Origin of the sequence: Pseudoalteromonas atlantica (genome assembly GCA_007988745.1) — a bacterium.
GTDB classification, from domain to species: Bacteria; Pseudomonadota; Gammaproteobacteria; order Enterobacterales; family Alteromonadaceae; genus Pseudoalteromonas; species Pseudoalteromonas atlantica.
The window spans coordinates 1-25,063 of the sequence record BJUT01000006.1 but is presented as its reverse complement, the minus strand read 5'-3'; the positions used below and the strand labels follow the sequence as shown (position 1 = coordinate 25,063).

The window sequence follows — 25,063 nt, the reverse complement described above, 5'->3', positions numbered from 1 at the left end:
AAAAAGAGAAACAGGCAATGCCAAACGGGAACGACCCCCACACTATTAATAGCAACGAACTTGTTGCCTGGCCGCGCATTGCAGCCATAGCCGCTATGCTCAGCTTTTCGCTGCCCACTTTTATCACCGGCCTAGAAATACATCAAAGCTCAAGTGTGAGTAATACACTGTGGGCGTTAATTATTGGCTCACTTATATTAACCCTTATTGGTGGGGCCATGGGCACCATAGGTGTAAAAAGCCGCTTAAGCTCTTATTTATTGGTAAAAATAGCGTTTGGTAATGCTGGCGCGGGCATTGTTAATATTGCCTTTGCTTTATCGTTAATTGGCTGGTTTGGCGTAAATATTGATTTGTTTTCTAATGCCGTAGTGCGCTTACTCAGTGCAGAATTTAATATTATTATGCCCGAATGGCCCATCGATATAGTCGCAGGTTGCGCCATGCTCATAACCACATTGTATGGGTTTAAAGCCATTAATGTGCTGGCCTCTATCATGATCCCTATTTTGGCTGCGGTCACCGCTATGATGCTTTTTGGCGCACTCGATAATATGCCACTGGTTGATTTTATTAATTTAGAAAAATCAGCAGCGCTTTCTCTTGAAGATGGTGTCGCTGCCATTGTTGGCGGCGTTATTATTGGCGCAATAATATTGCCCGACATAACCCGTTTTTCTAAGCAAAAACGTGGCGGCGTGTATACCTCATTTATTGCGTATATGGTTATTGAGCTTTTGGTTATTTTTGTGGCTGTGTTTGCCGCAGCCGCCATGCAAGAAACCGAAATATTAAGCTTAATGCTTGCGCTTAATTTGGGGTTTTCGGCGTTTTTTATTGTGATAGCTGGCAGCTGGATTTTAAATTCGTTAAACCTGTACAGTACCGCACTTAGCGTAGAGGCTACCTTCCCGCATTGGCATAAAAAGTGGGTTATTATGTTATTAGGTTTGGTGGGAATTGGCGCAGCCTTTATAAATATTTTAGATATGTTTATAAGCTTTTTAGCGTTTTTGTCTGATATTTTTGTACCGGTGGCAGGCGTAATTATTGTTAATGCACTTTTTATTAAACCCCATGCTTATAACGCAGCGGCTTTGGCAAATAACGCTAACTTTTCTCTCCCCGCGTTTAGCGCATGGTTTGTAGGCGCGGCATATGCGGTGTGTAATGGCGCTTTATTTAACGTATCAATGAGCGGTATTACCGTGATTGACGCCATTATATTAACGGCCGTCATTTATACCCTGTTTGCAAAAGCCATTGCGCCCAAACCGGTTATTCAGCAATAACTTTAAACAATAAAAAGGCGCATAAAGCGCCTTTTTATTAATCTAAATTAGGGGGCTACTCTTCATCGTCTACTTTCATTTCGTCTCGCCATTTAAGTTTTTCCAGCGGGTAGCCTAAAAAGAACTTAGCGCGCTCAAGCACTATGCGTGTAGTCAGCTTTTTTATTGCATACTGTGAGCTGCCGGTTAGCCTGTCGCACATTGCATTAAGCGCTTGAATATCGGCAAAGCAACAAAAAGAAATATAATCAATATCGCCACTTAGTTGCATGCAATCCATTATTTCGGGGATGTTGTGTATGTCAGCTAAAAACTTACGCCGTGCTGCTAGGTTATTGTCCTCTAGGGTAAATTCCATATAGGCAAACACGTGCTCACAAATTTGCTCTAAATTTATATCAGCATGAAAGGTTCTAAAATATCCCGCCTCTTTTAATGCTTTTACTCGCTGAAAACATGCACTGGGCGACAAGTTAACTTGCTCGGCCAATTCAACGTTTGTTAAATCGGCAGTTAGGTGCAGAATTGCCAGTATTTTTTGATTGTACCTGTCTATTTTTATCGTTTTTTTCATAACCGGTTTCACATTTAATAATAATGAATTTTGTAAATTTAAGGTCAACAAATACATAAAATTACGCGCTTAAGCGTTATTTTCAGCAATTTGTGTGTGCTGTATTAAGGGTTTACAAAATATTATTTTGTCTGAAAAAGCGACAATGTTTATCACTAAGTAACATCACCATGATAGTCACATTAGGACATAGAACATGAGCAGATACAACAAAATACGCTTTCGTAAAACACTATTAGCATCGGCAGTTACCCTGTCGTGCATAAACTATGTGCATGCGCAAGAACAACAACAAACAGTAACTGACACTATAGAAAAAATTTCGGTGATATCGCGTGGGCGTGTTGAGTCGATACAAAACGTGCCTGACTCTGTTACCGCATTTAGCGCCGAGACAATCGAAAAATCACGTATTACTAATTTTCGTGATGTTGCTAATTTAACTCCCAACTTATCACAGCTCGATAATTTTAGGCCCGGCCTTGCCCGTATTACTATTCGTGGCTTAATTACACCGCAGGTGGGCGATCCGCCATTAGCGTTTGTAGTTGATGGTGTTACCGCCCCCGATTTAGAGTTTATAAACCAAGACCTAGTTGATATTGAACGTATTGAAGTTATGCGTGGTGCACAAGGCGCACTGTATGGCCGCGGCGCCATTGGTGGTGCGGTTATTGTGACAACTAAAAAACCCATTGAAGACTTTGAAGGTAAAATTAAAGGCTCTGTAGGTAATGGCAACACGTATAATTTGAATGCGGTTGTATCGGGTTCGCTTAACGATGAAAACACCGCTTATTTTAGAGCCGGTGGTTACATTAAAGATACCGACGGACTGATTAAAAATACCTACACAGGCGATTACGCCGACCCGTTAAAAGAGCAATCGGTTTTTTCACAGTTAGAGTTTGAGCTAAGCGAAGACACCTCAATAAATCTTAAAGGTAAATACACCTCAAGCGAAGCTGGGTTTGCTTACTACCAAGGGGTGAGCGATGACACCATTGAAGACTTTTCAATTAATACCTCACAAAATATTATTAACCAAGATGAGCGTGATGTGTATGAGCTAAGCGCCAAGCTAACCCAACATTACGATTTAGGTAAATTTGAGTTTGTAACCGCGTACAGCAATTCAGAAAACGAGCACTTTTACGATGGCGACTACTCTGCCGATGCCACCTTTATTGACGAAGATGGCTTTTTTAGAGCCCCATTTGGTACTGAAGGGTTATACGGTATTGAATCGTTAACGGTAGAGTCGCGCTTTATATCCCAGTCGGATCAGGCTTTTAGATGGTCGGTGTCGGCGTTTTATCAACAGCGCGACCGCGATACTGCGGTATTATTTTACGATGATTTTACCGATGCCGAAATTTTAACGCGTGCAGATTTTGCCAACGACGAGCCCTACCTTTCAATTATAGACAACAACAGCAGCGATGCATGGGCACTTGCTGTGCAGTTTAACTACGATATAAACGAGCAGTTGGAGCTTACCGGTGCGATGCGCTACGATCACGATACTCGCGAGTCGTTCGACCCAACCAATAAAGACGCCACTTACGCTAAAAAATCGTTTAGCCAATTACAGCCTAAAGTTACCTTGGCGTACCAAATGAATGACGACCTACTGCTTTACACCGGCTACTCGCGTGGTTTTAGAAGTGGGGGCTTTAACGAGCCGGCCGACGGTATTAGCCGCACCTTTGATAAAGAAATTTCTGACAGCTACGAAGTAGGCTTTAAAACCGCTTTGTTTAGTAACAAAGTTACCCTTAATGGCGCCGCGTTTATTATTGAGCAAGACGATGCGCAATTTACCCAATTTAATATAGATACCTTCACCCTTGAAAACCTCTCTATTGACGAAGTACAAACCAAAGGTTTAGAGCTAGAAGCCGCCTTTGCTGCCACCAGCAATTTAAGTATTAACCTCAGTGCAGGTATTATTGATTCAGAAATTAAACGCTTTGCACTGCGCCCAGAACTGGCTGGCAGGCCACAATTTTGGGTGCCTGAGTATAACTACGGGCTGTCAGCAAATCATAACTTAGCACTAAACGGTGAGTGGTCATTGTTCTCGCGCGCTGAGCTATTAATTGAAGGCCCTAAAACATTCAGTATTGATATTCCTGATGTTGAGTCGTCGCGTTATACCTACCTAAATGCCGGTGTAGGGCTTAAATCAGAGCAGTGGAGCGTTCAAGTTTACGTAGACAACCTTACGGATGAGCGCGCTATTGAAGATATTTTTCTACTGGCCGATGGGGTTACAGACTTAGTGCGCCAACCTAATAAGCCTCGTAGTTACGGTATTGAGCTCAGTTACCAATTTTAATTTTTTCACCTTTACAGCAGGTATTTTTTTAATGCCTGCTGTTTTATACCAATCCGCTTAATTAAGTGATCTGTTTTGGGGATGGGTATGAGTTAACCAATAGCGATACACACATGCAAATTCTTAATCGTGACCAACTTATTGATATTTTGTACGGCTGCGCCATTTTAGGCACTGGCGGCGGCGGTGAGTTAAGTGAAGGCATTGCCTATATTGACGAAGCACTCGCACAGGGTAAAAGCTTTAAACTAATTAGTGCCGATGAAGTCCCCGCGGGTGAGCTTGTTTGTACGCCTTACATGTTAGGGGCAATATCTGCTTTAAGTGAACAAGAAGAACGCGCTTATGCAAACCTACCCCGCAGCACTAAGCATGCGATTTTAGCTGCTTACCAGCGCACCCTTGAATACACAGGTAACGATGCTATTTATGGCACTATTTGTTGTGAGCTTGGCGGCTCAAACACCGCAGTATCGTTTTACTTAGCTGCAATGTTTGACGGCTACATTATTGATGCCGACCCCGCTGGGCGCGCAGTACCGGAGATCACCCATTCAACCTATTATTTAAATAACTTACCCGCAGCGCCCATTATTACCGCGAATGAATTTGGTGAGTGCTTTATTTGCGAAAATGTAATGGATGACTTACGCGCCGAAACAGTCGTGCGAGCACTAGCTAAAATTAGCCGTAACGACATAGCAGCCATTGATCATATTTTACCTATTGAGCAAATGAAAAACGCGGTTATTCATGGCACCATTAGTAAAGCCCTTAAACTCGGTAAAGCAATGCGTGAGGCCAACGAGGAGCACGCTAACACCGCACACATAATTGCCGAGCACGGCGGCTTTGTTGCCTTTGAAGGCGAGGTAAGCACATTTGAATTTAACACCGTAGAAGGCTTTACCTTAGGCGAAGTAACACTTAAAGGGCTAGGCGAGTTTGTAAATAACAGCTACAAAATAACGGTTAAAAACGAAAACATGGCCGCGTTTTTAAATGATGAAGTGCACGTAACCATTCCTGATTTAATATGCTGTATTAACAGCCAAACAGGCACACCCATTACTAATCCTAATTACGAGGTAGGCATGAAAGTAGCCGTTGTAATTTTACCAGCGCCAAAGGAATTTACAGGCCCTAAAGGTTTAGAAATATTTGGCCCGCGTTACGCAGGCGTTAACACCCCATATAAAGCAGCGATTGCAAATTAATTATTGCTAAGGGCGTGCTGCAGCTTGCTATACAATGCAGCATGGCCTTTACCAAACTCGGTGGCGTTTCTATCAATGCGACTAAGCCATTCTTTCGCTTGTACCTTTTTACCTATTTGTAAATATACCTGCGCTAAACGTAAGCTATAAATAGCATGGTAAATGCTTGAGGGCTCAGTAAATTTGAATGCGGTTTTATAATAATTTATAGCCTGTGAATACTCTTTATTTTGCTGATAACTGTACGCTAAGTTACCGCTAGCAAGCACTATTTTAGCAGCGTGGTTGGTGTTTTTTATGGCGTTATAGGCCATTAAATTACTTTTTACTGCGTGCTCGTATTGCTGCCACTTTAAGTAAATATGCGCTTTGTTAATGTGCAGCTCTAAATGAAAAATAGGATCGTTATTTTTTGCAAAGCGCTGCTCGGCATCTCTTAGTAATCGCATCGCTGCTTTTTTACTACCAAACACATAGTGTAGGTTAGCCAACTCCACTAATCTTAAAGGGTCACCAAAAGCATTATATATCCCGTCTAACTGGGTAAACGCTTTAGCGGCATACGTTTTAGCTTCTGCTTTTTTGCCAATATAGTTAAGTGCTTTCGCGTAATAAAAATACATTTGTAGCTTAAATACATCGGGCAGCTTATCTTGCTCTAAAAAAGGAGTAATAGCGTTGAGTAAGTTTTCGAACTGTTGGTAGTCGTAGTAGTAATCAAATTGGTAGGTTTTTATTTTGTACCACTGTGCAGGGTTATCTTTGACTTCATTAAGGCGCGTTTCAATATAAGTTAAACAGTGCGTTTTGGGCTGTTGCAAGCAAAACGCTTCATGATCGCTGTAGTTTTCTGATGCTAATGCATTAAAACTTGTAGCGACAATACTTAACAGCAAAAATATACGCACCAATATTACACTCTTTAAAATCACCTTAATTAAGAGTGTAATATTTTTATCTCATCTATCACAATACGCTGAAATACTTATGCATATTGCCCACATGCAAACCCACAGCTCCACGCATACTGGAAGTTGTAGCCCCCAAGCCAGCCTGTTACATCGGTTACTTCGCCTATAAAATATAAGCCTTTGGCTTTTTTAGCTTCAAAGGTTTTAGAGCTCAGCTCATCAGTATCAACGCCGCCCAAAGTTACCTCGGCGGTACGATAGCCCTCTGTGCCATTAGGTTTTATTTGCCATGCGTGAATATAGCTTGCTAACTCATCTATTTGAGCATGGGTAAGCTGATTAATATTACAATCTGGAATCGCTTTGCTGTCGTGCAGTATGTCTATAAAGCGTTTGGGTAAAATAGTCGCAAGGCTATTTTTTAATGATTTTTGGGCTTGTGTTTCTCGCCAATCAGCCAGTTGCTGTTTTAAATCGAGATCAGGGAGCAAGTTTATGCTTACTGCCTGCCCCGCTCGCCAAAATGAGCTTATTTGCAATATGGCAGGCCCCGATAAACCTCGGTGAGTAAACAAAATATTCTCTTTAAATACAGTGCCGTCTTCGCTAGACACTTCGCACGGTATACTAATTCCTGAAAGCCCTTCAAAGCGTTCTTTATCGTGTTGATGCAAAGTAAATGGCACAAGCGCCGCCATGGTAGGTAGTACGTTTAAGCCAAACTGCTCTGCAATTTTATAGCCTATAGGAGTGGCGCCAAGCTTGGGCATTGTTAAACCGCCCGATGCGATAACTAGCGATTCACAAGTAAGTGTTTCTTGTTCAGTGGTAACACGGTAGCCAATGTCGGTTTTAGCCACATTTAACACTTCGCTGCGCAATTTAATATTAACACCAGCCCACTCGCATTCGGTAAGTAGTATATCGACTATATCTTGCGCGCTGTTATCGCAAAACAGCTGGCCTAAGGTTTTATGATGGTATGCCAAGCCGTGGCGATCCACCAGCTCAATAAAATCGTGTTGGGTATAGCGGCTTAAGCACGATTTAACAAAGTGAGGGTTACTGCATAAGTAGTTTTCTGGACTGGCATTTTCATTGGTAAAATTACAACGCCCACCACCACTTATTAAAATTTTTCGACCAGGCTTTTTGCCCATATCAAGCACTGTAACGCTACGCCCGCGATAACCGGCTTGTGCTGCACTCATTAATCCGGCTGCACCTGCGCCAATCACAATTACATCTACTTGATTCATTACTTCGCCCTACTCAAAAATTTGCCCGATTATAGCAAAGTTTGTTTAAACACTCTGAATAGAATTTATTATTAAATTTATAGCAACAAATGTAACCGAGGCTAGTTATGGCTTTTCTAAACAGCTTAAAAATAACAATCCTTTATGCTTGTTTTTGTTTTATATGATAAATACTAAACAACGACAAAGGCACCGTACACCTAGGTTATAACTAAAAGAAATAGGTACATAAGCAATTATTATTTTAAAGAAATTAACAGATCATTTACCTTTGTTTCTGTTTCGTAATTTAATATTACGAACTAACTAATAACAACTAGGGATAATTATGACAACAAGTAAATCATTTAAGCGTTGCGCTATCGCGCTCACTATTAGTACGGTATTTGCAGCATCTGCAAGTGTTGCCCAAGATGTGTCTACCTCTATGGCAGAAACCACAGCCAAACTACAAAGCCAATCGGGTTTTGAAACTCAGTTTATTATTAAGTACAAAAATAGCGCGAACGACATGCTAAGCACCTCGTCTGCTGACGCAAGCCCTGCAAATATGAAAAAGCGTGCTCAACGCTTTGTAAAAAATTTCGCTTCTAAAAAAGGTAAAGTAAAAGCGAAGTACATCCGTGCAATGGCGCTTAATAACCACCACGTTATGCGCGCAGATAAAAAACTGAGCGCTGCAGAAGCACAAGAATTTATGCAAGAAATGGTTGATTCTGGCAATGTTGAATACATTGAAGTGGATCAAATGTTAAAACCATTTGCAACGCCTAACGACCCTCGTTACGGCGACCAATGGCACTACTACGAGCAAGCGGGAGGCCTAAATTTACCAACCGCATGGGATACTGCAACAGGCAGTGGCGTAGTGGTTGCGGTACTTGATACTGGCTACCGCCCTCATGTTGATTTAAATGCTAACATTTTACCGGGTTACGATATGATCTCTAACCTATCGGTAGCAAACGATGGCGGCGGTCGCGACAGTGACGCACGCGATCCGGGCGATGCTGTAGCTGCTGGCGAATGTGGAAATAACGGCGCACAAGGCTCAAGCTGGCACGGTACGCACGTAGCAGGTACGGTTGCGGCTGTTACTAATAACGGTGAAGGTGTTGCCGGTGTGGCTTATGGCGCTAAAGTTGTACCTGTGCGTGTTCTTGGTAAGTGTGGTGGTTTAACGTCAGACATTGCTGATGGCATTATTTGGGCATCTGGCGGCAGTGTATCGGGCATTCCTGCCAACTCAAACCCTGCTGATGTGATTAACATGAGCTTAGGTGGCAGCGGCTCGTGTAGCTCTACCACACAAAACGCAATTAACACGGCACGCAGCAACGGTGCAGTCGTGGTTATTGCTGCCGGTAATGATAACGATAACTCAGCAAACTATAACCCAGGTAACTGTAGTGGCGTTGTTAATGTTGCCTCTGTTGGACGTAACGGCGGACGAGCATATTATTCAAACTATGGTAGCAATATTGATGTTGCAGCGCCGGGCGGCGCACAAAGCTTTGCAAACGACTCTGAAGGCGTTTTATCAACCTATAATTCAGGCTCGTCTACACCTTCAAGCGATAACTATGCGTTCTCTCAAGGTACATCAATGGCGGCGCCTCATGTTGCCGGTGTTGCAGCCCTGATAAAGCAGGCTAAACCAAATGCTACCCCAGATGAAATAGAAAGCATTTTAAAATCGACCACCCGCTCATTCCCAGCAACGTGTACAAATTGTGGTACAGGTATTGTTGATGCAGCAGCCGCTGTAGCCGCAGCAAGTGGCGGTACAACACCTCCTACCGGTGGCGATAGCGAACTGACAGATGGCGAAGCTAAAACAGGCTTAAGCGGCGCTGCAAGTTCACAAGCGTATTACACGATGACTGTGCCAAGTGGCGCAACGAATGTTACGTTTACAATGAGTGGCGGTAGCGGCGATGCAGATTTATACGTACGCGCAGGCAGCCAACCAACTACCTCAAGCTACGATTGTCGTCCGTACAAAGGCGGTAATAGCGAGGAGTGTTCTATTGATAACCCAACCGCTGGTACATACCATGTAATGCTTCGTGGCTACTCGGCTTATTCAGGCGTTAGTTTAGTGGGTAATATTACAGGTGGTTCTACAGGTGGCGGTTCAACTACACCAGAAGCCGGTGGCGGCACGGTGAGCGATGTAACGGCTACAACAGGTAACTGGAAGCACTATACCTTAGATGTGCCAGCAGGAATGAGCACATTTACAGTCACCACCTCAGGTGGTACAGGTGATGCTGACTTATTTGTTAAGTTTGGCAGCCAACCTACCGCATCTAGCTACGATTGTCGTCCTTATAAAAACGGCAACGCAGAAACATGTACGTTTAGCAATCCGCAAGCGGGTACGTGGCATTTAAGCGTTAACGCTTACAGAACCTTTTCGGGTTTAACATTAAGTGGCCAATACCAGCCATAATTAAAAAGGCCCTAAGTGCATGCACTTAGGGCTTTAATAAAGCGGTTATAGTTTTTCTAACACAGACTCAGCACGGCTTACTGAAAACTCTTTGTCTTTTTCAACAAATAGTCCTGTTACTACATTATCGTCGACTATCATTGCATAGCGCGTAGAGCGTGTTCCACCAAAACTGCCGGTGTCTTTATCAAGCCCTAATGCTTTAGTAAAACTGCCATCGCCATCTGCTAACATATCGATTTGTTGGGCATTTTGAGATTCTCCCCATGCTTTCATTACAAAAGCATCGTTAACCGATACACAGTAAATTGCCGCAATACCTTTTGCTTTAATTTTATCACTAAGGGTTATAAATTCAGGTAAATGCGCATTTGAACAGGTAGGCGTAAATGCACCCGGTACAGCAAAAAGCACAACCTTTTTACCATTAAAAAGCTCAGCGTTAGTGTGAGTTTGCATGCCTTCGTCTGTTAGCTGCGTTAATGTAACTGCGGGTAACGTTTGACCTTGTTCAATCATGATAAATCCTTAAAGCATTTGATTAATGAGCCTACAGTATAACGCTAATTACCTTTGTGTTAGCAGGTATTTACAAACCAAGGTTTACTTTTATGGTTTGCATTTGCTGTTGTAACTGGCTATGAATATCGTCAACAAGTAAGCTTGATTCGCTTACTTGGCCTTTCATACTTTGCATTGACTGGCTAAAGTTATCTAGCAAATTACTTTGCTGTTTAGCCAGCTCCATGGCCTCAAAGGCCACTTTGTTGGCTTGCTGAGCGTTATCGGCCACGCCCTCTGAGTTTACTTTTAGCTCTTGCGCGTTTTGTGTTTGCGACTGCGCGCCATCTGCTAGGGCCGCGATTTGTGTAGATACTGTGCCCGACTTTTCGCTCAGTAGTGTGAGCTGCTCATTAATATCGCTCAATGAGCCTTGAGTTTGGCGGGCAAGCTGGCGTACTTCATCAGCTACAACAGCAAAGCCTCGGCCATGCTCGCCAGCACGTGCTGATTCAATTGCTGCATTTAACGCTAGTAGGTTTGTTTGATCGGCAATATTGCGGATCACTTCAATAATTTGCCCAACGCCTTCAACCCCCGCGAGCAGCTCTTGTAGGTTTTGCATACTTTGCTCAACCCGTGTTTGCGTATCTGAACTGGCACTTAGCATGCTTTGTGCAAAGCCTAAACTTTGCTCCATTGCACTAAAAGTGTGTTGGGCGTTATCAGCCACTTGGGCATTAATATTATTTACCTGCTCGCCAATTTGTTGAATATCAGCAAGCAAATGTTGGTTTTGCTCCACTTGCCCATGACTTGTAGACGCTTTTTGACTAATAGTTTGCAAATGCTCACTCATTTGCTGCATAAAATCATTTACCACTTTTAGCATTTGGGCACGCTCTTGTGCCTCTTTGCGCTGTCGCTCAATTAATAAATTAAAGTAACTGGCTATTTCGCCAACCTCTGTTTTTGGGTTCTTACTTTCAATGTTTTTAAGCTCGTTACTTTCAATTAAAAAGGCAAACCCGTCTCTGAGTTGCCTTAGTGGGTTGAGCACTTGGTTACGCTGCACAATATAAACACCCGCGGCTAGCATCACCAAAGCGCCAATAGCAAAGCAAAATACCCAAAATACGTTTTCTTTAAGCGCCCCTTGTGCGTGTTTTAGTTGCTGCTCTGCATTAATAACGGTTTTAGAGAGCAAGCTAATTTGCTCACGTAATTCATTGGTGCCCGCTTCACGTTGCTGGGCTTGCGCTAATGTACTGGCTAAATCGCGGGGGTAGCGGTTAGGCCAGCTGGTAATTTCAGATTTTATTTCATCGGCCAAATCTTCAGCTTCTTCGTCAAAAAACAAAGCATCTTCGTCAACTTCGCTCATAACACCTAGATTAGGGAGTTGCTCTATTTTGGCTGCTAACGCATTTAAATTAGCAATACTTTGCTGCAAACTTTGTTCAGTATCGCTGTCGTAACTTACGATTAGTTGATAAGTAAATAAGGCAAGGTTGGTCACCTCATTATAATAATCTGCGCCAAGTGTGTAATAAGCTTGCGCATCGCTATTTTGATTAGGGGATTTTTTTGCATAACCAATCAGTGACGAGGCTGAGCCCGCCATTTGGCGAATTGCATTATCAAGTAACGCCGTTTCGTTGCCCGATAATTTACCCAGCGCTCTGTACTTACCTTTAATATCGGTATCTAACGTACTTAGCTGATCATTTAATTGCTCGGCAAGTACCGAGGGGAGTACTGCGAGTTGCTGTGTTTTTACTTGTTCAATTAGGGCTGATGATTGATTTAAGTATTGGCTATCACCTTGTTCTAGATAACTGCCTAAGTCACCGGCTAAATCCACTAAAATCGTGTTTTTTAATTTACTGTATGCGCTGTCTTGTTGCTCAAGCTTAAGTAAAGTTTGGCTTGCCCATAATAGTGTGATGGCTAATAAAATACTTGCCAATGTTAACAGTATGGCTAACAGCCGAGTAAAAGATGATACGCGCATAAATAACAACCCCTATTGTTTAAGCGCGTAGACTATTAACTATTTATGACAATTTTATGTAACTCAGGGAAAACACGTATATTTGCCCCAAATATACGAGTAAAGGCTTAGCGAATACAGCGCCTTTATTAAACCAACCGACTTAATTTATATGCTATTAAAGATAAGAAACGCGGGTTAATTACAAGGTGAGAGTTTCATCACTTAAGGTTCAAATTAAAATAGGCTTAATACAGCTATCACCATTACTAAAGCGCTGCGTATTAGCTAACGCCAGGCACAAAAAAACCGCGACCCGCGCGGTTTTTATTTTATTGTGTTAATTAAAGGCCAGCACGGTCTTTAATTACAGCAATTAACGGTGAGCCACCGTGGCCATTGCCTTCAGCCCATGCTATATCAGCGCCATCAGACAGTGCGCTTTTTGATAAGTTTTTAACTATGTACTCGCCCGAGTCAACAGCGTTACTAACTACAGCATGGCGAAGTAAATTATTACCATTACATTGAATAGCATCGTAAATATTGCGAATTTTTACACGTGAGCTTTTTAGTTTACTACGTAAACGGTTTTTATCATCAGCTGCGATATATTCACAAATAGATACTGCTAATTGATCATTGGCTTTAGCAGGCACGGTATACATTAACGAACCAGCAGCAACGGCTGTAATAACAATTAGCTTTGACAATTTAAACATGAAACACCCTTTATGGTACTTTTTACCTATGTTGATTGTCTAATATTGTACCAACCTGCTGTAAGTTTCGCAATAATGTTAATCTTTTTTATATAAAGTTACGAATTTATAACTATATTGATTCTTTTCGTCGGGTTTATTTGCCTGTTCGTCGACGTTTTTCCACGTTGCTACCGCTTGGTAATCGGGAAACTGCGTATCCCCTTCAACCTCTAAATCTATAAAGGTTAAATATAAACGATCGGCACTTGGTAAAAACTGCTGATAAATATTACCACCGCCAATTATCATCACCTCTTCTTCGGCTTTAACCAGCTCTAGCGCAGCCTCTGGGGTGGTGACCGTCTCAATACCTTGAGCGCTATACTGGCTATTACGGGTAATAATTATGTTGCGACGCCCAGGTAAAGGACGACCTATCGATTCAAATGTTTTACGCCCCATAACGACAGGTTTGCCTGTTGTTACCTTTTTGAAATGCTGTAGATCGGCGGGTAAATGCCACGGCATTTTATTATCAAGACCAATTACACGGTTGTTTGCCATTGCGGCGATCATTGAAATTATCACATCAAATACCTAGTACTTTATTCTTAAAAAATAAAAAAGGAGCTTATGCTCCTTTTTAAAATATGTTTTTTATTAACGCTCGTAGACCACTTCTACATCGTAGTCGTCTTCATCCCAGTCGTCCCAATCATCATCATCGCCTTTGGTTGCTTTTTGATGATAAGTATCCCACTTGAACTCAACTTCTTCGTCTTCAATCTCAACGAACTTCTCTTTAGGCATGCTATCAAGTAATGCCATAATATCGTGAATTAATGGCTGAGTATTAAGCTTATTAACTGCTGAAATACGGTAAACGTTTTCTTCTTCACCTAGCTCTTGCGCAATTTGCTCACACAAAGCTTGCGCTTCATCTTCTGGTAATAAGTCTATTTTATTAAACACTAACCAGCGTGGCTTTTCAGCAAGCTTAGGGCTGTATTGGTGTAACTCGTTAATAATGGCAAATGCATTATCAACAGGGTTTGAACCATCAACAGGCATAACATCAATCACGTGTAACAATACACGACAACGCTCTAAATGCTTCAAAAAGCGAATACCTAAGCCAGCACCGTCTGAGGCACCTTCAATTAAGCCCGGAATATCGGCTATTACAAACGATTTGTTAGCCTCTGGGCGCACAACCCCTAAATTAGGAATTAGCGTGGTAAACGGGTAATCAGCTACTTTTGGCTTTGCTGCCGATACACTGCGAATAAACGTTGATTTACCTGCATTTGGCAACCCTAATAGGCCTACATCGGCAAGTAGCATAAGCTCTAATTTAAGGTTACGAACTTCACCTGGAGTACCTAACGTTTTTTGACGTGGAGCACGGTTAGTACTTGATTTAAAACGTGCATTCCCCAAGCCATGGAAACCACCTTTTGCAACCACAATTTTTTGACCATGCTGCGTTAAATCGCCTAACGCCTCTTGAGTGTCAACGTCGGTAATACGTGTACCCACAGGTACTTTTACTACCAAGTCTTCGCCCTTTTTACCTGTACAGTTACGGCTTTGACCATTAGTACCACGCTCGGCACGGTGAAAACGCTCAAACTGGTAATCAATTAGGGTATTTAAGTTTTCATCAGCTTGTAGATAAACACTACCACCGTCTCCACCGTCACCGCCGTCCGGGCCACCGTCTGGTACATATTTTTCTCGACGGAAAGACACGACACCGCTGCCGCCGTCACCAGCTTCTGCGCGAATTTCTACTTCATCTACAAACTTCATGATTACTCACTTTAGGGATTGGCTTTAATTTAACTATTATATACCCAAGCCAACGTAAATGCAGGCTTGGGTATATATTTGACGTTTCTGAAAACAAAAAACCCCGCAAAGGCGGGGTTTTTTACTACCTTACTGATTACTCAGCTACGATAGTTACGTATTTACGGTTTAAAGGACCTTTTTGTTCAAATTGAACTTTACCATCTGCTTTTGCGAAGATAGTGTGGTCTTTACCGATACCTACGTTTGCGCCAGCGTGGAAACGAGTACCACGTTGACGAACAATGATACTACCCGCTAGAACTGATTCGCCACCAAAACGCTTAACACCTAGGCGTTTGCTTTCTGAATCGCGACCGTTACGAGTACTACCAGCTGCTTTTTTATGTGCCATTTCTAAGTACCTCTAATTAAGCGCTAATGCCAGTGATTTTAACTTCAGTGAACCATTGACGATGGCCCATTTGCTTACGAGAATGCTTACGGCGTCTAAATTTAACAACCTTAATCTTCTCACCGCGACCATGTGAAACAACCTCAGCTGTTACTTTACCACCGTTTACGAACGGTACACCGATCTCGATTTTCTCACCATCAGCAACTAAAAGTACTGAATCAAATTCAACTGCTGCACCAGTTTCAACGTCTAATTTTTCAAGACGAATCGTTTGACCTTCAGTCACACGATGCTGTTTACCACCACTTTGGAAAACCGCGTACATAATTAACTCCGTCTGTGCGCCCTCAAATCGACGCAACTAAAATATTCTTCGATAGGGCGCGAAGTTTACGCTAATGCATAAAAACTAGCAAGCCTATTTTGTAATTAAAATGAATAAAAAGTAGCTGCATTGAGAGCAATTCAATATTTCCCCCATTTTATATTAAATTGCCCTGTTGCCAAGCGCTTTTTAGTGCAAAGACAAAATAAATTTACGTGTCGCTATGCCTACTCCAGAACCCATTGACTGCGCAATAAATAGTCGCGCTTTGAGTGTGAAATATACAATTAAATACCCTAATTAAGCGCTAATTAAGGTTTTTAACTCGGTTTTTTTAATGAATCGTCACAAAATATCGAGCTAGTGCTTTTTTTGTTGTACAATCGGCGCCGTTCACACATAAAAATTGGCTCGGAGATCAATGGATATAAAAGCTATCCAGGCGTTAATCGAAAGCGATATGAATGACGTCAATCAACTTATACACGCGCAAATGCGCTCAGATGTGGCGTTAGTCAATCAACTTGGTTTGTACATCGTTAACAGCGGCGGCAAACGCGTACGCCCGATGCTGGCAATATTGGCAGCAAGAGCTTTGGGTTACCAAGGTAAAAATCACATTACTTTGGCAACGATTGTTGAATTTATTCATACTGCAACACTATTACATGATGATGTTGTTGATGAATCTAACCTGCGCCGTGGTACACCGACTGCAAATGCCGAATTTGGTAATGCTGCCAGCGTGCTGGTTGGGGATTTTATTTACACCCGCTCGTTTCAACTTATGGTGGGGCTGGGCAAAATGCAAATTATGCAAGTGCTTGCTGATGCCACCAACGTGATTGCTGAGGGTGAAGTATTGCAACTTATGAATTGCAACGACCCTAATACCACCGAAGCAAGTTACATGCAGGTTATTTACTCTAAAACGGCTAAATTATTTGAAGCCGCTACAGGGCTTGCAGCTATTATTACCGAGCAAGATAACAGTGTGTTAGATGCGCTTAATTTATATGGTATGCATTTAGGTACTGCTTTTCAGTTAGTTGATGACGTACTTGATTACAACGCAGACGCTGACCAATTAGGTAAAAATATTGGTGATGATTTAGCAGAAGGTAAGCCGACCTTGCCGCTAATATATGCGATGAAGCACGGCAGTGATCAGCAAAGAGCCCTTATTCGTGATGCCATTGAGCATTGCAATGGTATGGATAACCTTGAGGCTATTTTAACGGCACTTAAACAAACCAACGCACTTGAATTTACAATGCAAAAGGCGCAGCAAGAAGCAGACAAGGCCATTGCCTGTTTAGACTTTTTAGCAGAGTCGCAGTACAAGCAAGCGTTAATCAGCTTAGCGCGTATAGCTGTAGAGCGAGATCACTAACTTTGCAGCCTCCCTTAAATTAGTATTTAAGGGCCATAATTTTCGAGCAATAAAAAAGCCTGCATAAGCAGGCTTTTTTGTGCATAACTTGGCTATTACGCCATGAAATCAACACCTTCTTTGATGTCTTTTTTCAGAGTTTCAAGCATGTCGTTTTTAGCTTTTTCTTCAAATGCGCTTAGCTCGCCGTAAGAAAGAATTTCTTCTACGCCGTTTGTGCCTAAACGTACTGGGTGAGCAAAGTACTCTGCATCGCCATTTTCAACAGCAACGTATGCGTAATCTACTACGTCTTCACCTTGTAGGCCTTTAACTAAAGACATACAAAAACGTGCTGCAGCAGCACCCATAGATAATGTAGCTGAACCACCGCCCGCTTTAGCATTTACTACTTCAGTACCTGCATTTTGGATACGTGGAGTAAGTGTAGCTACTTCTTCTTCAGTGAAGCTTACGCCTTCAACTTGAGAAAGTAGAGGTAGAATGGTTGTGCCTGAGTGGCCACCAATTACTGGTACTTTAACGGTTGCTACGTCTACGCCTTTAAGCTCAGCAACAAATGCTTCTGAACGAATTACGTCAAGCGTAGTGATACCAAATACGCGCTTAGCGTCGTAAGTACCTGCTTTTTTGAATACTTCAGCAACAATTGGTACAGTGCCGTTTACTGGGTTAGTGATAACACCCACTAACGCTTTAGGACAGCTAGCTACAATGCCTTCTGCTAATGTTTTGATGATACCTGCGTTTACGTTAAATAAATCCGCACGGTCCATACCTGGTTTACGTGGCATACCCGCTGGGATAAGTACGATATCACACCCTTCAAGCGCTTTATTTAAATCGTCTGCGCCAAAACCTGCTACTTTAACATCTGTAGGGATGTGAGATAGGTCAACCGCAACACCTGGTACAACTGGTGCAACATCGTAAAGTGATAATTCAGAACCAGCTGGTAAGCCTGTTTTTAATAATAAAGACAACGCTTGACCGATACCGCCTGCAGCACCTAATACAGCAACTTTCATTGGAATTCTCCGTAATTTGAGGTAGGAAATATTTGTGGCTCTTAAGATAATGAAATTAGCGACTAAAAACAAATTTATCCTGCTTATTTCAGGTATATTTTCGACCATAGTTGTAAACTTTGTTGGTTTATCGCAGCAAACTGGCAAGTTAACTAAACAACTGCTGCATAATTATTCATTTTTGTGTAGAATTTGCATTATAAATAACAAAAATGAATAAAGACTATGCAACCACAAGACAAACAAGAAGCGCTGGTAAAAGCGTTTAAAGCACTTTTAAAAGAAGAGAACTTTGGCTCGCAAGGCGAAATAGTCGAAGCATTAAAAGAGCAAGGCTTTGACAATATAAGCCAAAGTAAGGTGTCGCGCATGCTTAGCAAGTTTGGCGCTGTGCGTACTCGTAATGCTAAACAAGAAATGGTTTATTGCCTACCCGCAGAAATGGGCGTACCGACTGCTAAAAGCCCACTACGTCAGCTTGTTATTGATATTATGCATAACGAAATGATGATTATTATAACCACCAGCCCAGGCGCTGCGCAGTTAATTGCCCGCTTATTAGACTCACTAGGCAAAGCGGATGGTGTATTGGGCACAATTGCCGGAGATGACACTATTTTTATTGCCCCAGCAAAAATATCTGAAATAGACATTACACTAGAGCGCGTACGCACTTTATTTGATACGGTTTAAAGCTGTTTTAAAAAACTAACTGACGGCGCAAAAAACGCTGAGCCCATATCGGCTTGAGTAAAATCAAGCCAGTGGTCGTAACACCCCCCTTTTCCTATGCGGCTGTTAAGTACCTTTTCAAACGCACTTCCCGATGCAGAGCATGTAATACTTAGCATGCCTTGCTCGTAAACATCGCCATACGGCATGCTTTGGTTAAGCAGTATAGCTTGGCCGCTTTCATCTTTTAGCTCACTTCTAGTCGCGTGGCTCGTATCTACCTTAGGCTCAATTAAAGTGTTATCTAAACGCGTGCGGCCCATAATATGCTCTTGCTCGCTTAGTGATAAATGCTGCCATACGCTCAGGTCATGTTTATAACGCTGTACATGAATATAGCTGCCTTGGTGTTCAAAGCTGTCGGGGTTATTAACCAGTGCCGTGAATCGTTTTTGGCGTCCATGTGGGGTGTCGCCTGCATAAATAAAGCCGTTAAAGTCTCGCCCATCTAAAAACCTAAAATTGCGAATTTGTTCAACTAGCTCTACATCGGGCGAAAACAACTTTAATATTTGCAATGCAAAAAGGTGATTAACATCTTCTCGGTCTGAGCGAATTTGTATGAATAAATCACATGGCTGTACGCGCATAACAAAATCACTGTGATTTATATTAGGAAAGCTTTGCAGCTCGCTTGGGATATATTCAGGTAGTATATGCGGCCAATATTGCGCGCCTATAGCCACCATGCAAGAGAGCATGGCTTCGGAGAACTGATCACTAAACTCTTCTTCAATTGCGCTTACGCGCTTAAGCTTTGCGCGCAATGACTCGTCTTGACCATCAAATACATTAAAAAATAAATGCAAACCGTGTAAGTTTGCTTCAGCACAAATCCCAGATTGCGCTTGCGCCATTGTTATTCCTTAGCTTTATAAAACACAGCGAATAACACATTTGTTATGATTCGAAAAAATTCACCGTGTGAGGTTTTATTTTTATTATAACCTGCTCATTTATTTCAAATGACTGGCCATATTGTGCGGCAACTTCAATCTCTTGCTCTGCAATTACAACAGTGTAAACATAAGCCGAGCCTATAAACCGACGGCTTAAAATGCTCACACCTTGAGGGTTATCGGCCTGCGTATTTTGCGCAAGCTCAATATGGTGTGGACGAATATACACCACCCCTTTTATTGCACTGTGCGTATGCTCATGCTGCGATTGCACGACACCAAAAGGCGTTGTGTATTCAGTTGCCGTTAACACTTCTGCGCCTAAGTATATGCCCTGACCCAGAAACTCTGCAACCTCCTTTGTCTTTGGCACGGCAAAAAGCTGCTCTGGTGTACCTTGTTGGGCTATTTTTCCTTGGTGCATAATGGCTAGCGTGTCTGAAAACGCAAAGGCTTCTTCTTTTGAGTGGCTAACAAATACCGCAGAAACCTGCTGCGCTTTAATAATGCGCCTAATATCAGCAATTAACTCAAAACGTACTTGTGTATCTATGTTCGAAAAAGGCTCATCAAGAAGCAATAAGCTAGGCTTATAAGCCAAAGCCCGCGCAATAGCCACGCGTTGCTGCTGGCCGCCCGAGAGCTGATGAGGGTAGCGTTTTGCACACCCCGTTAAATGCACTAGCTCTAGCATTTCCTCTACCCGTTGCTGTTTTTGCGCTTTGCTTACTTTACCCAGCCCAAACGCAATATTATCTGCCACACTGAGGTGCGGAAACAGGGCATAATCTTGAAACATCATCCCTATATTACGATGCTCTGGTGATACAAATGTATGCTTGTCGCTTACACATTTGCCATCTATAAATACACTACCTTCATTTATTTCAATAAGGCCAGCAATTGCTTTTAAGGTGGTTGTTTTACCGCAGCCGCTGGCTCCGAGCAAACACACAATTTCGTCTTGACCCACCGTTAAATCTAAATTGTGTAGCACATGCGTGCCACTGTAGTGATAACCCACACCTTGTAAATTTAAACGGCTCATTTAACTGCGTTGCTCCATAGAACGATTAATAAAATACAAGGGGATCAACCCAACCAAAACAATAAATAAAGCGGAAATAGAAGCAAGCTCAAGCTGCTCATCGCTCACATATTGAAATACATGTGTGGCTAAACTTTCAAAGTCAAAAGGCCTTAATAGTAATGCGGCTGGCAGCTCTTTCATACACTCAATAAATACGAGCAATGCAGCTGTTAAAAGACCTCGTCGTAATAAAGGAAGGTGCACTAAGCGCAGTGTTTGCCCTTGGCTTTTACCCATAGATTGGCTAGCCATATCCAGTGATGGACTAATACGTACAAAGCTCGATTCTATAGCACCGTGCGCAATGGCATAAAAGCGCACTAAGTAAGCCAGTATAATAGTGATAATGCTGCCGGTTAGTAATAGACCTATATCTAGGTTGTAGCTCTCAAGGGCTGCATTTATTGAGTTTTCTAATGCGCTCAGCGGTAATAACACAGCAATAGCCAGTACCGTACCTGGCAGTGCATAGCCGGTGCTCGCTAAGCGACCAGGTATTAAAGAATAGCCTTGCTTTGCCACACGCTGATAAAAAACGATTAGTGTAGCGAGTATTATGCTGGCTACGCTTACAATAATAGCTACTTGTAAACTTTGCCACGCGTAACTAAAAAATGCCGTGTTCCACGCTTTATCAAAGTAAGTTATTGCATAATTTAGCAATACCAACATAGGTATAATAAAAGCAATGAGCAAAATAACACTGCAAAATGACGTAGCCAGCCATGCTTGTTTACCTTTAAGTTTGTATAACGACTCGCTATTAACACCTGATTGACGCTCAAACACGGCTTGGTTACGCCGACTAAAGCGCTCGGCCATTAAAGCTAAAAACAGTAGTAACAACATAACGCCCGATATTTTCGCTGCAGCCGTGAGTGAGTAATAACCAAACCATGTATCGTACACCGCGGTGGTTAAGGTGCTCACTGCAAAGTAACTTACCGTTGCATAGTCGGCCATGGTTTCCATGCTTATGAGCGCAAGGGCTGCCACAATTGAGCCACGAGAAAGTACTATACTTACCTTAAAAAAGCTTTGCCAAGGCGATAAACCCATTAATTGACTAGCTTGCACTAGCTTAAATGACTGCTCTCGCAGTGCGGTTTTAAAAATTAAAAATAAATACGGATACAGCACAAGTGCAATCATTACAATAGCGCCGGGCAAAGTGCGAATATCAAAAAACCAATAATCCGTTGGCGAGTGCCAATCAAACCACTCTCTTAGGGCTATTTGCACAGGGCCTGCGTAATCTAGCAAATCGGTATACACATAGGCTATTAAATAGGTGGGCATTGCAAGGGGCAGCATAAGCGCCCATTCAAATTGCTTTTTTCCGGGGAAGGAGCAATACGCACTGAGCCAACCAAGCGGAAGCGCAATTGCACAGCTAAGCAGGCATACGCCAAAAATAAGCAGTACGGTATTAGTAATATAATCCCACAGCACGGTATCCCACAGATGAGAAAATACCTCTGAGTCGCCTTGTAAAGATTCATATATCAGAAAAAACAGCGGGGCCGACAATAAAAGCCCTGTCGACCAAGCAAAGAGCTGCCATTTAGACAGCTTAAATATAAAATTCATTAAAGGTCGAACTTCACCTCATCTATTAGCTTAAGGGCTAACGGACGATATTTACTGATCTCATCAAGTGCTAGGCCATCTTCTTTAAAGCTTCCCCAAGAGGCGACTAAACTTGATAGCTCAACGCCTTGCTTAACCGGGTACTCCATATTTACAGAGGCATACATATTTTGTGCTTTGGTTTCGCTCATAAACTCAATAAGCTTAAGGGCATTATCAGGGTTTTTTGCATATTTAGTAATGACAGCACCCGAAACATTTATGTGTGAGCCGCGATTTTGCTGATTAGGAAAATTAATATAAACAGACTCAGCCCACGCTTTTTGCTCGTCGTCTTGAAGCATTTTGCCAAGGTAGTAACTATTACCTAAAGCAAGATTACACAAACCTTCTTTTACCGCTTTTACCTGCGCGCGATCGTTCCCTTGTGGCTTACGTGCTAAATTAGCTTTAACACCTTCTAACCATGTTTTAGTTTTTTCCTCGCCGTGATGAGCAATCATCGAAGCAACTAAGCCAAGGTTATAAGGGTGCTTGCCAGAGCGTGTACAAATTTGTCCTTTGTACTGTGGGTTAGCCAAATCTTCATAGGTGAGTTCAGGTAATGCACCTAGGCGCTCTTTTGATGAATACACATTACGAACCCGCTTAGTTAATGCCACCCACTGCCCGTCGCTATCTCTATACGACGCAGGAATATTGTTTTTAATGCGATCACTTTTAATACTTTGCGTTAAATTGAGATCTTCTAGCTGAATAAGCGCACTAAAATTAGATGTTAATACTAAATCGGCTTTACTGTGTTTCCCTTCACGCTTAACACGCTCTATTAACCCTTTTTTTGCAAAAACCACATTCGTTTTAATGCCTGTTTGCTTAGTGAAGTCAGTTAAAATAGGTTGAATTAAAAACGGTTGACGAAAAGAGTAAATATTAACAACATCGCTCGCAAACGCAGGCGAAGCGCTAATAATACAAGTAAGTATAGCCAGTGCAGTTCTCATATCAATTTACCTAAATAGTAATTATTTACAGGGGATTTTATCGTGATAAGTGAAAATATACACTCTTTACATAAATGTAAATAAGTAATTAATGACCAAAAGGGAAATACCGCGTAAGACATCTCTTACAGAGCTGACAGCTAATGAGTAAAAAAACCTATAACAACCCAGAAAAACCAACCTAAACACTTGTTTTTATTTGATTTGTTATAAATACTCATTTTTTATAAGTAAATCCATAGCCGTTTTAACCTATTTTAGTTGCACCAGCACGCTACAAATACTACATCAACCAAGCAGTGATGCTTATCGAGTAAAAGGAAATGGACTGCTTACTCGAACAACCAATGATTAGGTTACTACGGACAACACGGAAATTAGGACAGGCTCAGGATGAGTATCGCAATGGATTGTTGCACAAAGGAACGTATCAGGACGATACAGCAAGGATAACAACAGCGGATAGTTGTTTAACAGGATGTGATAGGAATTAAATGGACAGGCCCTTGAGGCAACACAATGGAATTGTAAATTAATGGACTGCACTAGGATGTGCCAAAAGGAATAGGTAATAGTTTTTACCACTACAGGATGTACAGGGATTTAAAGGAGATAGGCCCGGATAGCCTAAATTACATAGAACTAAAAAGTAATATCGTAATCACATGGATAAGTAAAAATTGGAGTTGATTAAGTTCAATTGCAGGATGCAAAATTAGAAGATTCCGCAAGCGCGCCTAGAGATAGAGCGCGCTTTTCTTTGCCTAAAATTAAGTTACTGTGGCCTGCCCTTATTTCGCTTACCAAGTAAGTACGCATCACGAAATTTTATAAAGTGCTGTTCAAGTTTTAAGGCGGCATCTTGCTCACCTGCGAGCGCTAACACCATAATGCCTACCTCAGCAGTGCCTAACTGGTATGCGTGAGGTGCAACGCGTAAACGGTAATCTGATAATTTATCAGCTGTGATCGACAACACCGGTAGGTTATCTAGGTACGGGCTTTTGCGGATCATTTTTTTAGCTTCGCGCCAGGTGCCATCTAAAAATATAAATAATGGCTTTTTGCCAGGTTCAATGTTTACTTCGGTGGTTGCCCTGCCCGGCTCTACATCTTCAGCTGGAAATATCACCATAGGTTGATAATCAGCGTTGTTTAATAAAGCTAATAGCTCAGCGCTTGGCTCTGTTCTGTCCCATCTAAATGCATAGTTGTCAGGGACTATTTCAGCAATTAAACGCCCTGTGTTTGACGGTTTAAAGCTTTCATTATGATACATTAATAAACACACGCCAGCATCGCACTGCGCCTGTTCTACACCCTCACATATACAGTAATGCTTAGCAATTAAACACTGCTCACAGCGATCCATTTTGCCGCCACGGGCATTAAATTCGCGACGCGATTCGCTAATTTGCTGAGCACGCAAAACTAATACTGAGTTATGTTGGGGATTTTTCAAGAGGGCTATTACCTAAAATTTGTTCGGCGCGTATTGTAGCTAAAATAAAAGGGAATAGATATCAGCTATCAGCTATCTGTTCTG

Annotated in this window: 22 protein-coding genes; 6 read left to right on the top strand and 16 right to left on the bottom strand. The window is 42.1% G+C overall.

All coding sequences use genetic code 11. The features are described from left to right. Positions 1-17 precede the first annotated feature (17 nt). Positions 18-1,292, top strand: a complete 1,275-nt coding sequence (locus PAT01_RS04685) for a purine-cytosine permease family protein (RefSeq protein ID WP_154944976.1) — start codon at positions 18-20, stop codon at positions 1,290-1,292. A gap of 55 nt (positions 1,293-1,347) precedes the next feature. Here the strand turns inward: PAT01_RS04685 and PAT01_RS04680 are convergent, their stop codons facing one another. Then, positions 1,348-1,866, bottom strand: a complete 519-nt coding sequence (locus PAT01_RS04680) for an Lrp/AsnC family transcriptional regulator (RefSeq protein WP_024031376.1) — start codon at positions 1,864-1,866, stop codon at positions 1,348-1,350. Positions 1,867-2,062: 196 nt separating this feature from the next. Between PAT01_RS04680 and PAT01_RS04675 the strand changes: the two genes are divergently transcribed. Next, positions 2,063-4,207, top strand: coding sequence for a TonB-dependent receptor (locus tag PAT01_RS04675; RefSeq protein ID WP_154944974.1), 2,145 nt, complete (start codon positions 2,063-2,065; stop codon positions 4,205-4,207). Between the two features lie 113 nt (positions 4,208-4,320). Continuing rightward, positions 4,321-5,424 carry a DUF917 domain-containing protein gene (locus PAT01_RS04670; RefSeq protein ID WP_154944972.1) on the top strand — a complete coding sequence of 368 codons (1,104 nt, stop codon included), beginning with the start codon at positions 4,321-4,323 and terminating at the stop codon, positions 5,422-5,424. On the opposite strand, the gene PAT01_RS04665 is transcribed toward PAT01_RS04670, so the two are convergent. Both PAT01_RS04665 and PAT01_RS04660 read right to left on the bottom strand, forming a co-directional pair. Next, positions 5,421-6,332 (bottom strand): tetratricopeptide repeat protein, encoded by a 912-nt coding sequence (locus PAT01_RS04665; protein WP_318299738.1) that lies wholly within the window; start codon positions 6,330-6,332, stop codon positions 5,421-5,423. The two genes, PAT01_RS04670 and PAT01_RS04665, sit on opposite strands and share 4 nt — an antisense overlap. Before the next feature lie 77 nt (positions 6,333-6,409). Continuing rightward, a complete protein-coding gene (locus PAT01_RS04660; RefSeq protein WP_029774315.1) occupies positions 6,410-7,594 on the bottom strand; it encodes a BaiN/RdsA family NAD(P)/FAD-dependent oxidoreductase in 1,185 nt (394 codons plus the stop codon). Positions 7,595-7,922: 328 nt separating this feature from the next. Between PAT01_RS04660 and PAT01_RS04655 the strand changes: the two genes are divergently transcribed. Continuing rightward, on the top strand, positions 7,923-10,049 hold the full coding sequence (locus PAT01_RS04655; RefSeq protein ID WP_154944969.1) for a S8 family peptidase: 2,127 nt from the start codon (positions 7,923-7,925) through the stop codon (positions 10,047-10,049). A 45-nt stretch (positions 10,050-10,094) separates the two neighbouring features. Here the strand turns inward: PAT01_RS04655 and PAT01_RS04650 are convergent, their stop codons facing one another. The 7 genes from PAT01_RS04650 to rplU all read right to left on the bottom strand — a co-directional run bounded on the left by PAT01_RS04650 (position 10,095) and on the right by rplU (position 15,781). Continuing rightward, positions 10,095-10,568, bottom strand: coding sequence for a peroxiredoxin (locus PAT01_RS04650; RefSeq protein WP_055252698.1), 474 nt, complete (start codon positions 10,566-10,568; stop codon positions 10,095-10,097). Between the two features lie 70 nt (positions 10,569-10,638). Continuing rightward, on the bottom strand, positions 10,639-12,564 hold the full coding sequence (locus tag PAT01_RS04645) for a methyl-accepting chemotaxis protein (protein WP_154944967.1): 1,926 nt from the start codon (positions 12,562-12,564) through the stop codon (positions 10,639-10,641). 323 nt (positions 12,565-12,887) lie between these two features. Then, on the bottom strand, positions 12,888-13,265 hold the full coding sequence (locus PAT01_RS04640) for a DUF3718 domain-containing protein (RefSeq protein WP_004587925.1): 378 nt from the start codon (positions 13,263-13,265) through the stop codon (positions 12,888-12,890). Positions 13,266-13,343: 78 nt separating this feature from the next. Beyond that, the gene (gene folA, locus PAT01_RS04635) at positions 13,344-13,835 is read right to left on the bottom strand and encodes a type 3 dihydrofolate reductase (protein WP_055252694.1); all 492 of its coding nucleotides are present in this window, start codon (positions 13,833-13,835) and stop codon (positions 13,344-13,346) included. Positions 13,836-13,907: 72 nt separating this feature from the next. Beyond that, a complete protein-coding gene (gene cgtA / locus PAT01_RS04630; RefSeq protein WP_004587923.1) occupies positions 13,908-15,059 on the bottom strand; it encodes an Obg family GTPase CgtA in 1,152 nt (383 codons plus the stop codon). A 136-nt stretch (positions 15,060-15,195) separates the two neighbouring features. Next, positions 15,196-15,453, bottom strand: coding sequence for a 50S ribosomal protein L27 (rpmA, locus tag PAT01_RS04625; RefSeq protein WP_004587922.1), 258 nt, complete (start codon positions 15,451-15,453; stop codon positions 15,196-15,198). 16 nt (positions 15,454-15,469) lie between these two features. Beyond that, a complete protein-coding gene (gene rplU, locus PAT01_RS04620) occupies positions 15,470-15,781 on the bottom strand; it encodes a 50S ribosomal protein L21 (protein ID WP_004587921.1) in 312 nt (103 codons plus the stop codon). Between the two features lie 421 nt (positions 15,782-16,202). Here rplU and ispB point away from each other — a divergent pair, with 421 nt between their 5' ends. Beyond that, on the top strand, positions 16,203-17,174 hold the full coding sequence (gene ispB, locus PAT01_RS04615; RefSeq protein ID WP_154944965.1) for an octaprenyl diphosphate synthase: 972 nt from the start codon (positions 16,203-16,205) through the stop codon (positions 17,172-17,174). A gap of 95 nt (positions 17,175-17,269) precedes the next feature. On the opposite strand, the gene mdh is transcribed toward ispB, so the two are convergent. After that, on the bottom strand, positions 17,270-18,202 hold the full coding sequence (mdh, locus tag PAT01_RS04610) for a malate dehydrogenase (RefSeq protein ID WP_004587919.1): 933 nt from the start codon (positions 18,200-18,202) through the stop codon (positions 17,270-17,272). 225 nt (positions 18,203-18,427) lie between these two features. Between mdh and argR the strand changes: the two genes are divergently transcribed. Continuing rightward, positions 18,428-18,895 carry a transcriptional regulator ArgR gene (gene argR, locus PAT01_RS04600; protein WP_154944962.1) on the top strand — a complete coding sequence of 156 codons (468 nt, stop codon included), beginning with the start codon at positions 18,428-18,430 and terminating at the stop codon, positions 18,893-18,895. On the opposite strand, the gene PAT01_RS04595 is transcribed toward argR, so the two are convergent. From PAT01_RS04595 to PAT01_RS04575, 5 genes are all read right to left on the bottom strand, one after another. Next, positions 18,892-19,791 carry a Dyp-type peroxidase gene (locus tag PAT01_RS04595; protein WP_154944960.1) on the bottom strand — a complete coding sequence of 300 codons (900 nt, stop codon included), beginning with the start codon at positions 19,789-19,791 and terminating at the stop codon, positions 18,892-18,894. The two genes, argR and PAT01_RS04595, sit on opposite strands and share 4 nt — an antisense overlap. Positions 19,792-19,834: 43 nt before the next feature. Next, the gene (locus tag PAT01_RS04590) at positions 19,835-20,881 is read right to left on the bottom strand and encodes an ABC transporter ATP-binding protein (protein WP_154944958.1); all 1,047 of its coding nucleotides are present in this window, start codon (positions 20,879-20,881) and stop codon (positions 19,835-19,837) included. Further along, positions 20,882-22,513 carry an ABC transporter permease gene (locus PAT01_RS04585; RefSeq protein WP_154944956.1) on the bottom strand — a complete coding sequence of 544 codons (1,632 nt, stop codon included), beginning with the start codon at positions 22,511-22,513 and terminating at the stop codon, positions 20,882-20,884. Continuing rightward, entirely contained in the window at positions 22,513-23,517 is a 1,005-nt protein-coding gene (locus PAT01_RS04580) for a Fe(3+) ABC transporter substrate-binding protein (RefSeq protein ID WP_029773350.1), read from the bottom strand. The genes PAT01_RS04585 and PAT01_RS04580 overlap by 1 nt, the downstream gene beginning before the upstream one ends. Positions 23,518-24,292: 775 nt before the next feature. Next, positions 24,293-24,979 carry a tRNA-uridine aminocarboxypropyltransferase gene (locus tag PAT01_RS04575; RefSeq protein WP_029773351.1) on the bottom strand — a complete coding sequence of 229 codons (687 nt, stop codon included), beginning with the start codon at positions 24,977-24,979 and terminating at the stop codon, positions 24,293-24,295. Positions 24,980-25,063: the final 84 nt, after the last annotated feature.

What these genes read in the sequence shown, in the direction of transcription:
- PAT01_RS04590 (WP_154944958.1), bottom strand. Translation starts at nt 20,881, where the DNA reads ATGAGCCGTTTAAATTTACAAGGTGTGGGTTATCACTACAGTGGCACG.
- mdh (WP_004587919.1), bottom strand. Translation starts at nt 18,202, where the DNA reads ATGAAAGTTGCTGTATTAGGTGCTGCAGGCGGTATCGGTCAAGCGTTG.
- PAT01_RS04585 (WP_154944956.1), bottom strand. Translation starts at nt 22,513, where the DNA reads ATGAATTTTATATTTAAGCTGTCTAAATGGCAGCTCTTTGCTTGGTCG.
- PAT01_RS04670 (WP_154944972.1), top strand. Translation starts at nt 4,321, where the DNA reads ATGCAAATTCTTAATCGTGACCAACTTATTGATATTTTGTACGGCTGC.
- argR (WP_154944962.1), top strand. Translation starts at nt 18,428, where the DNA reads ATGCAACCACAAGACAAACAAGAAGCGCTGGTAAAAGCGTTTAAAGCA.
- PAT01_RS04655 (WP_154944969.1), top strand. Translation starts at nt 7,923, where the DNA reads ATGACAACAAGTAAATCATTTAAGCGTTGCGCTATCGCGCTCACTATT.
- PAT01_RS04645 (WP_154944967.1), bottom strand. Translation starts at nt 12,564, where the DNA reads ATGCGCGTATCATCTTTTACTCGGCTGTTAGCCATACTGTTAACATTG.
- cgtA (WP_004587923.1), bottom strand. Translation starts at nt 15,059, where the DNA reads ATGAAGTTTGTAGATGAAGTAGAAATTCGCGCAGAAGCTGGTGACGGC.
- ispB (WP_154944965.1), top strand. Translation starts at nt 16,203, where the DNA reads ATGGATATAAAAGCTATCCAGGCGTTAATCGAAAGCGATATGAATGAC.
- PAT01_RS04680 (WP_024031376.1), bottom strand. Translation starts at nt 1,866, where the DNA reads ATGAAAAAAACGATAAAAATAGACAGGTACAATCAAAAAATACTGGCA.
- PAT01_RS04595 (WP_154944960.1), bottom strand. Translation starts at nt 19,791, where the DNA reads ATGGCGCAAGCGCAATCTGGGATTTGTGCTGAAGCAAACTTACACGGT.
- PAT01_RS04685 (WP_154944976.1), top strand. Translation starts at nt 18, where the DNA reads ATGCCAAACGGGAACGACCCCCACACTATTAATAGCAACGAACTTGTT.
- rpmA (WP_004587922.1), bottom strand. Translation starts at nt 15,453, where the DNA reads ATGGCACATAAAAAAGCAGCTGGTAGTACTCGTAACGGTCGCGATTCA.
- PAT01_RS04640 (WP_004587925.1), bottom strand. Translation starts at nt 13,265, where the DNA reads ATGTTTAAATTGTCAAAGCTAATTGTTATTACAGCCGTTGCTGCTGGT.
- PAT01_RS04580 (WP_029773350.1), bottom strand. Translation starts at nt 23,517, where the DNA reads ATGAGAACTGCACTGGCTATACTTACTTGTATTATTAGCGCTTCGCCT.
- PAT01_RS04675 (WP_154944974.1), top strand. Translation starts at nt 2,063, where the DNA reads ATGAGCAGATACAACAAAATACGCTTTCGTAAAACACTATTAGCATCG.
- PAT01_RS04660 (WP_029774315.1), bottom strand. Translation starts at nt 7,594, where the DNA reads ATGAATCAAGTAGATGTAATTGTGATTGGCGCAGGTGCAGCCGGATTA.
- rplU (WP_004587921.1), bottom strand. Translation starts at nt 15,781, where the DNA reads ATGTACGCGGTTTTCCAAAGTGGTGGTAAACAGCATCGTGTGACTGAA.
- PAT01_RS04650 (WP_055252698.1), bottom strand. Translation starts at nt 10,568, where the DNA reads ATGATTGAACAAGGTCAAACGTTACCCGCAGTTACATTAACGCAGCTA.